The organism is Flavobacterium sp. (assembly GCF_044371705.1).
In the GTDB taxonomy this organism is placed as follows: domain Bacteria; phylum Bacteroidota; class Bacteroidia; order Flavobacteriales; family Flavobacteriaceae; genus Flavobacterium.
Map to the genome: position 1 here is coordinate 1 of NZ_JBILTE010000112.1, position 8,402 is coordinate 8,402.

The window sequence follows — 8,402 nt, forward strand, 5'->3', positions numbered from 1 at the left end:
AGAATTAGGATTGTTTCCCGTGACAGTTACAGCAACCACCAAAGCACTTTTTATTAATTATGGCAACAAAGAAAGTTTGTATGCCATGGAAGCTATTTCCAAATTACGCAAAGCAGGAATTAAAGTGGAATTATACCCGGATGCGGCCAAATTGGCGAAACAATTCCAACATGCTGATAAACGCGGGATTTCTTATGCAGTAATTGCGGGACAATCAGAATTGGAACGAATGCAGTTTGGATTAAAAAATCTGCAAACAGGTGAGCAAATTGCTTTCGATTTTGAAGGCTTGAAGAACGCATTAAAATAAGCAAGAATTATATCATTGAAAAGCCCCGAAGATTCGGGGCTTTTCGTTGCGTAAAAATATATTCTCTAAACCCTATGTAAAGATTCTGTAGTAAAATTTCAATAGTGAAGATATTGCTATTTAAATTATTCAAGACAAAATCCGTCATAAAATCGATGAAATGCACTATTATGATTTTAAAGTAAGAAATAAATTATTTTTATAAGATTGTATTTTTCGGAAGTTGCCAAATCTTTAAACTACTTATTTTGAATAGTAGTTGACTTTTTTAAAAGTAAGATGGATTCTTTTTTTCAAAATCATGTGGACTAATTATTGGTTTGTAAGGCAGAAGTTTCTACTTTTATATACAATTTTGTATTCAAAATTTTTTCCACAAAGTATTGATTGTCAGTTACAAGTGTTTTTTTTAGTCAAATTTTCGCATGCAAAATCTTCACAATTAGTAAAAACAGCTCATGAACAAAGGATTATATGTCGCCACAATTGAACCCAGAAGTGGCAAGTCACTTATAAGTTTAGGATTAATGGATGCGTTGCTCAGCCGGATGGCAAAAGTGGCCTATTACCGTCCAATTATCAACGAAGGGAAAAAGTCAAAAACAGATAATCATTTGCAGCTCATTTTGCAGACTTTCCAGTTGCACGAAAAGTATGGAAACGCTTATTCCTATACTAAACAACAAATGATTCAATTGGTTAATTTGGGTAAGAAAGGTGAGGTGATTGACACGATCATGAATGATTACAAAAAGTTGGAGGAAGAATTTGATTTTGTGTTAGTAGAAGGAAGTGATTTTGAAGATGAGGTCTCTGTTTTTGAATTTGAAATAAACCTCCAAATCGCAAAAAATTTAGGACTACCTGTTTTGATTAATGCTTCAGGCAATAATGCAGCCGATGATTTAATTCAGAATTTAGAAATGGCCTATCGTTCTTTTGTCAGCAAGGAAGTAGGAGTAATGGCGATTGTGACCAACAAAATTCAGGAAAAAAACAGAGATGCAATTATTCAAGGAATTAAAAAGTTTACGGAGCCTTCCGTGCAAGTTTTTGCAATTCCGGTAAACGAATCACTGAGTAATCCAAGTGTACGTGAAGTGGTAGATGCTTTGAATGGAAAAGTACTGTTTGGCGAACATTTGCTTGAAGGAATCGTGGGAAGTTTTAGTGTGGGAGCGATGCAATTACGCAATTATTTGACCAACATCGGTCCGGATAATTTAGTTATTACACCCGGCGATCGTGCCGATATTATTCTGGGTGTTTTGCAAGCACATAAATCGGCCAGTTATCCGAGAATGGTTGGTATTGTATTAACGGGCGGACTGCTTCCTGAAGAATCAATCATCAGATTAATTGAAGGTTTGGATGATATCATTCCCATTATCAGTGTGGAGGAAAATACTTTTAAAGCGGCAAATAAAATTGGGCGTATCAATTGTAAAATTCGACCGGGTGATCAAACGAAAATACAGTTGTCGTTGGAGACTTTTTACAAACACATCGATGCCGATTTGTTGATTCAAAAAGTGACTAATTTTACTTCAAAAGGAATTACTCCCAAAATGTTTCAATACAATTTATTGAAAAAGGCAAAGAATGTTCGCAAGCATATTGTTCTGCCGGAATCAGAAGATGTGCGGATATTGGAAGCAACCGCACGATTGCTTGCTGCCGATGTAGTGGATATTACCTTATTAGGAAAAAAATCAACCATCGAAAAAACTTTGAATAAAGCCGGAATTGTTCTACCATTAGACAAGGTAACAATTATCGATCCGGTGAACTCTGACTATTACAACGACTTTGTAGAAACATTTTATGAGTTGCGAAAACACAAAAACGTCAATCACGACATTGCGAAAGATTTGATGTCGGATGTCTCTTATTTTGGAACGATGATGGTTTACAAAGGATTGGCAGACGGTATGGTTTCCGGGGCTATTCACACCACCCAACATACGATTCGTCCTGCGTTGCAAATCATCAAAACTAAAAAGGGAATTTCCGTGGTTTCTTCGGTGTTCTTTATGTGTTTGGAAGACCGTATTTCTGTATTTGGCGATTGTGCCATTAACCCCAATCCAACGGCTGAAGAATTGGCTCAAATAGCTATATCCTCTGCGGAAAGCAGTCAAGCATTTGGAATTGCACCTAAAATAGCCATGTTGTCCTATTCTTCGGGTAGTTCGGGAACCGGCGAAGATGTGGAAAGGGTTAGAAAAGCAACCGAATTGGTTAAAACATTACGTCCCGATTTGCAAATTGAAGGACCCATTCAATACGATGCTGCTGTAGATATGACTGTTGGTAAAAGTAAAATGCCTGATTCTTTAGTTGCAGGTCAAGCCAATGTTTTGATTTTCCCCGATTTAAATACAGGTAACAATACGTATAAAGCGGTGCAAAGAGAAACCGGAGCAATTGCCATCGGACCCATGTTGCAAGGACTCAACAAACCAGTCAACGATTTAAGTAGAGGTTGTACGGTTGAAGATGTGTACAATACGATTATTATAACCGCCATTCAGGCACAAGATTTATAAAAAACAAGCATGAATTTATTAGTCATCAATGCCGGAAGTTCTTCTTTGAAATTTCAAATTATTGAAATGCCGGCTGAAACGGTCATTGCCTCAGGTTTGGTTGAACGGATTGGTTTGGAAAACACAAAATTTCATTATACCATGCATTCGGAAGAATTTACAGAATCGGTGGAATTTGCCAATCACAAAGAAGCATTAGAATCGATTGCTCAAAAAATATTGAATAAAAATAATCATCAAACAATTGATGCCATCGCACATCGGGTGGTTCATGGAGGTGAGCAGTTTTCAAAAACAACAATCATCACCACAGAAGTGAAAGACAAGATTCGTGAGTTATGTGCATTGGCACCACTTCACAATCCTGCCAATTTATCGTGCATCGAAGTGGCCGAAGTTGTTTTTTCAAAAGCAATTCAAGTAGCGGTTTTTGACACGGCTTTTCATCAAACGATTCCTGAAAAAGCGTATCGCTATTCGATTCCGAATGAATTTTATACCCAACATCAAATTCGACAATATGGTTTTCACGGAACCAGTCACAAATATGTTTCCAAAAAAGCGAGTGAATTTTTAGGATTGGAGCATTCCAAAATCATTACGGTTCATTTAGGAAATGGTTGCAGCATCACTGCCGTGAAAGACGGCGAAAGTATCGAACATTCCATGGGATACGGTCCCACTAACGGTTTAATTATGGGAACCCGAAGCGGCGATGTTGACCAAGCGATTATTTTTTACTTAATGGACTCGTTAGGTTATTCTTCGAGCCAAGTGCAAGATTTATTGCAAAAAGAAAGCGGTTTAAAAGGGTTGACCGGCTATTCCGATTTGCGGGATATACAAAAGGAAGCACAAAACGGAAATAAAGAATGTCTTCTTGCTATGCAAATGATGGCGTATCGTGTGCAGAAATTTATCGGTTCGTATATTGCTGCTTTGAATGGTTTGGACGCACTGGTATTTACTGCCGGAATAGGCGAAAATAGCGATGCGATGCGTTCGTTGATTTGCCAAAATATGGACTATTTTGGTATTCAATTGGATGAAGAAAAAAACAAAGTCCGTTCCAAGGAAATTCGTTCTATTTCAGTGGAAGGTACCAAAGTACCTATTTTAGTAGTTCCAACCAATGAAGAATTTGAAATGGCGGAACAAGCGTATGAATTGTTAGTTTCGTAAAACTGCATAAATTACCTTTTGTATCAACAAAAAGAGCCGTTACATCCCTGCAACGGCTCTGTTCAGAATAACAATTAACACTAAAATTTATTTAGGCATCACAACGGTATCAATTGCATGGATTACTCCATTTGATGCGGCAACATCTGCTAAAATTACAGTGGCTGTACCACCATTAGCATCTGTTAATACTACATTTCCACCTACTAAACTTAAAGTAATTTTTCCACCTTGTACAGTAGTTACTTCAAATTTTCCTTTGTTAGCGTTGATAGCTTCAATTACTGCAGCTGCTTCAAATTTACCAGCTACTACGTGGTAAGTCAAAACCGCAGTCAATTTGTCTTTGCTTTCAGGTTTTAGTAAAGTATCTACTGTTCCTGCTGGCAATTTAGCAAATGCAGCATTGTTTGGAGCAAATACAGTAAATGGTCCTACACCGCTTAATGTTTCTACCAAACCTGCAGCACCCACTGCTGTTACCAATGTGCTGAAATCAGCATTTGCAGAAGCAACACCTACAATGTTTGGTGTTTCAACTACTTCAACCGCTTCTTCCACAACTACTTCTTCTACTACTTCTTCTTTTTTTGCTTCACCACATGAAGCAACCATAACACCTACGAATGATAAGATGGCTAATGATTTAATTAATTTCATTTTAAGTTTTTTTAAGTGATTATTATTTGATGTAAAGATAGACCTTTTATTAAATTGTTTAATTTATTTAACAAAAGATTAAACAATTTTGTAATTTGAATAGAGATTTTAGCCCAACTATTTTTGGTTAAAAGTACGATAGTGCCCATTCAATCACTTTTTTAAGTACTTTAGTAAAAAGAAATATTAGCTATGAATAAAATAACCAAAGCAGACATTAGCCAAGAAGTCTTCGATTTGTATGATGATTATGCACACAACAAAATTGAGCGGCGACAATTTATTGAAAAACTATCCATTTTTGCTGTAGGTACACTCACACTTCCTGCATTGTTGAGCTTTATGACGCCTAATTATTTGGATACGCTTTTGATTCAGCCCAATGACCCGCGACTGAAATCAGATTTTATTACCTATGAATCTCCGAAAGGCGGCGGCACCATCAAGGGACTTTTGTCACAACCGGCAGATTCTAAAAAGAAACTTCCCGGAATAATTGTCGTACACGAAAACCGCGGACTCAATCCATACATAGAAGATGTGGGAAGAAGAGCCGCAGTAGAAGGTTTTATCACGTTGGCACCCGACGCATTATCTCCGTTGGGAGGTTACCCGGGAAATGATGATGCCGGCAGAGAATTACAAAAAAAGCGAACCCGCGAAGAAATGCTGGAAGATTTTATTGCCGCCTACGAATACTTAAAATCACACAAAGATTGTAACGGATTTGTAGGAGTGGTTGGTTTTTGCTTTGGTGGTTGGATTTCAAACATGATGGCTGTTAGGATTCCGACTTTAAGTGCTGCAGTTCCCTATTATGGCGGACAACCAACAACTGAAGAAGCTGAAAAAATAACTACACCACTATTATTGCATTTTGCCGGTTTAGACACCCGTGTAAATGAAGGATGGCCTGCTTTTGAAACCGTTTTGAAAAAAAACAAAGTCGAACATACGGCTCATTTTTATCCGGAAGTCAATCATGGTTTTCACAACAACACAACACCGCGATACGACGAAGCGGCTGCAACGTTATCTTGGACACGAACGATTGATTTTTTTAGGGGGAAGTTGAGGTAGGATGTAGTACGAAGATATAATCAGCAGCAGTTTTTAATTGAAAGTGAGATGCTGCGAGGTCGGGACCATCGCAGAGTGCATAACTATAAGAAAGAATTCTGAAATCTAAATGTAAAGACATATAATTTATTTGAAAATAGATAGCAGACTTCTTAAAATTATCTTATTAGTATTAATAATAGAAAATGTTTTAACATTAATTTTTACATTCACGCAACTCTTTAGCGATTTTTGAGTCTATTTACAAAATGCTGGAATAAATGATTTATATTAAATTTATTTTATTCAATTACTTATAAGAATAATTAAAAGATTACATCAATTGACAACAACCTAAAACAAAAATTTATGAAACTACATCTACTTAAAATTGCAATATTTTTAACATTTTTTATGGGTGTTAATATTCTACATTCGCAGTGTTCATTTGATCCCACCATTACTAGTCCACGACTAAACACTTCCACAAATCCAATAAGAATAGCATTTTGTGATAATAATGATACCGAAACTTTGTCAACTCAGGTTTACAGCAGTTACCAATGGTATCGAAAGCAATGGAGTTCTGCGATCCCTAATACAAATCCATGGTTACCAATAGCTGGTGCTACAAATCAAACCTACACAATTACACAACAGAATGATGAATTATATTATTTTAAGGTAGAAGTTACGCAAGATGGATGCACAGAGCAAAGTCCAGAAATCCTTGCTGATGGATTTGCCTATGGTTTGCCTTACATTATTGCTACTTTTCAACCAGGCACATTTCAATTTATTGGTAGCGGAACTTATAATGTTTGTCAAGGTGCATCCGTTTCTCTTGAAAATGGTTTTGATTTACTCTATGGTTTTCATACTTGGTATAACTGCACCCCAAGCGGTCTTCCTCCAGTTCCCAGCGATCCTTGCATCATTAGTGGTGAAAATAGTCCTTTTTATACTGCTTCAACTTCAGGTTTTTATGGGTTTTATGCTTGTACTATTTATTGTCCCACACAGTGTCAGTTTTTAGGTCTTGGTAATTTCATACAGCTAAATTTTGGAAATTTTGGTTTTTGCAGTTTAAGTATTGACGATGGATTAATTGCAAATGAAGAGATCAATGTATATCCGAATCCTACATCGCAGTTTTTATTTATTGGCAAAGAAACAGATGGAAATTATAAAAATGTTTCTATCTATGATACCTCCGGAAAATTACTATTGGAAAAATCCGATCATAATTACAAAGATGCGATAGATGTTAGCACTTTAGCAATTGGAAATTATTTTATACTATCAAGAAGTTCAACTAACATTCTTTATAGAAACAAATTCATAAAAAAGTAATTTTTTATGCCTTTTTATATTATTCTAACATTAGTTCAATATAAAAAACCATTCTGGTGCTGAGCTCTGCGTCTCCCGACCTCGCAGCAATCAAACTATTCCAATTTTTATTATATTTGATAAAATTAGATTTTGGAAGAAGGTTTTATACCCGAGCTGCAGTAAGTTATTAGTTAAATATAAGTAAAGTCTTCGAGGTCGGGAGACCGGAGAGCACAGGTTAATTGAATTCCAAAGTCTTTTAAGTTCAACTAGACAATTTTAGATACCAGTTATTAGTAATTATTATGACGGCAGATTTTGAAGAAAAGATAAATAATATTATTTGTAATTTAGAAAACACAAATTATGGTTCAATAAGTGGACAGATTAAGTTAATACTTTATTTTCAAGAACTTTTGATAAAAGGAAAGATATCTAAAATTGATTTGTTAATTTTTTTTAAAGAAGTAAAAATTGAATGTGATGAGAGTAACGAAGTAACTAGCGAAGTTCTAGGAGAGATTGGTCAAAACTTAAATAATTCTCATATATGTAAGCCGATATGGGATGATCTTGGAGAATCTTATTTATTATATTTAACTCAAATGATGAAAAGGATGAATGTAATAAAACTTTATTTAGAGAATGTAATGACTGGTAAATAAGTCCCACAGCTCGTGTGAGCGTCTCGCTCGTACCCATAATAATTTACACAAAAAAAGTCCCTGAATTTTCAGGGACTTTTGTAGCGAATTCGCCGCGGCGAATGAACTCGGGTCCGCCGCGGCGGATATGAATCCAACGCTCTTAATTGTTTTATAGTTTACTTCTTCAGTTTACTTATATAATCTCTTCCAACGCCAGATTTGAACCATTTTTCTCTAATTATTGCTTCGTTTTTGGATTGATAAACTTCAATATGGAGTACCATCCAAGGTCTGTACTTTATCGTATATCCTTTTGTCGCAAGTTCATTATGACTTTTAAATCTTTCGATTAATGACGAAGTAAAACCAACGTATGTTTTGTTGTGTTTTTCGGAGAATAATATATAAACTATGTATTCCATGTAGTAAATATAAAAAAAGTCCCTGAAATTCAGGGACTTTTGTAGCGAGTTCGCCGCGGCGAATGAACTCCTGTCCGCCGCGGCGGATATGAATCCAACGCTCTTAATTGTATTAAAATTTATTCTTAAGTTTACTTATAAAATCTCTTCCAACGCCAGATTTGAACCATTGTTCTCTATTTATTGCCTCGTTTTTGGATTGATAAACTTCAATATGAATTACCATCCAAGGTCTGTA

8 protein-coding genes are annotated in these 8,402 nt (G+C 35.8%); 6 read left to right on the forward strand and 2 right to left on the reverse strand.

Annotated elements, in window-relative coordinates; translation table 11 throughout:
- The 3 genes from ACIQ2S_RS08745 to ACIQ2S_RS08755 form a co-directional block, all read left to right on the forward strand.
- A partial coding sequence (locus ACIQ2S_RS08745) for a His/Gly/Thr/Pro-type tRNA ligase C-terminal domain-containing protein (RefSeq protein ID WP_396175051.1) occupies positions 1-310 on the forward strand: 310 nt, incomplete at its 5' end.
- Between the two features lie 458 nt (positions 311-768).
- Complete coding sequence (gene pta, locus ACIQ2S_RS08750; protein WP_396175053.1) at positions 769-2,859, forward strand: phosphate acetyltransferase; 2,091 nt, start codon at positions 769-771, stop codon at positions 2,857-2,859.
- Between the two features lie 9 nt (positions 2,860-2,868).
- On the forward strand, positions 2,869-4,041 hold the full coding sequence (locus ACIQ2S_RS08755; RefSeq protein WP_396175055.1) for an acetate/propionate family kinase: 1,173 nt from the start codon (positions 2,869-2,871) through the stop codon (positions 4,039-4,041).
- 87 nt (positions 4,042-4,128) lie between these two features.
- Here ACIQ2S_RS08755 and ACIQ2S_RS08760 read toward each other — a convergent pair whose 3' ends face one another.
- Positions 4,129-4,701 (reverse strand): fasciclin domain-containing protein, encoded by a 573-nt coding sequence (locus ACIQ2S_RS08760; RefSeq protein WP_396175057.1) that lies wholly within the window; start codon positions 4,699-4,701, stop codon positions 4,129-4,131.
- Between the two features lie 192 nt (positions 4,702-4,893).
- Between ACIQ2S_RS08760 and ACIQ2S_RS08765 the strand changes: the two genes are divergently transcribed.
- The 3 genes from ACIQ2S_RS08765 to ACIQ2S_RS08775 all read left to right on the forward strand — a co-directional run bounded on the left by ACIQ2S_RS08765 (position 4,894) and on the right by ACIQ2S_RS08775 (position 7,760).
- Complete coding sequence (locus ACIQ2S_RS08765) at positions 4,894-5,781, forward strand: dienelactone hydrolase family protein (RefSeq protein WP_396175059.1); 888 nt, start codon at positions 4,894-4,896, stop codon at positions 5,779-5,781.
- A 348-nt stretch (positions 5,782-6,129) separates the two neighbouring features.
- On the forward strand, positions 6,130-7,113 hold the full coding sequence (locus ACIQ2S_RS08770) for a T9SS type A sorting domain-containing protein (RefSeq protein ID WP_396175061.1): 984 nt from the start codon (positions 6,130-6,132) through the stop codon (positions 7,111-7,113).
- Positions 7,114-7,400: 287 nt separating this feature from the next.
- A complete protein-coding gene (locus ACIQ2S_RS08775) occupies positions 7,401-7,760 on the forward strand; it encodes a hypothetical protein (protein ID WP_396175063.1) in 360 nt (119 codons plus the stop codon).
- Between the two features lie 158 nt (positions 7,761-7,918).
- Here the strand turns inward: ACIQ2S_RS08775 and ACIQ2S_RS08780 are convergent, their stop codons facing one another.
- Positions 7,919-8,164, reverse strand: coding sequence for a GIY-YIG nuclease family protein (locus ACIQ2S_RS08780; protein ID WP_396175065.1), 246 nt, complete (start codon positions 8,162-8,164; stop codon positions 7,919-7,921).
- Between the last annotated feature and the right edge of the window lie 238 nt (positions 8,165-8,402).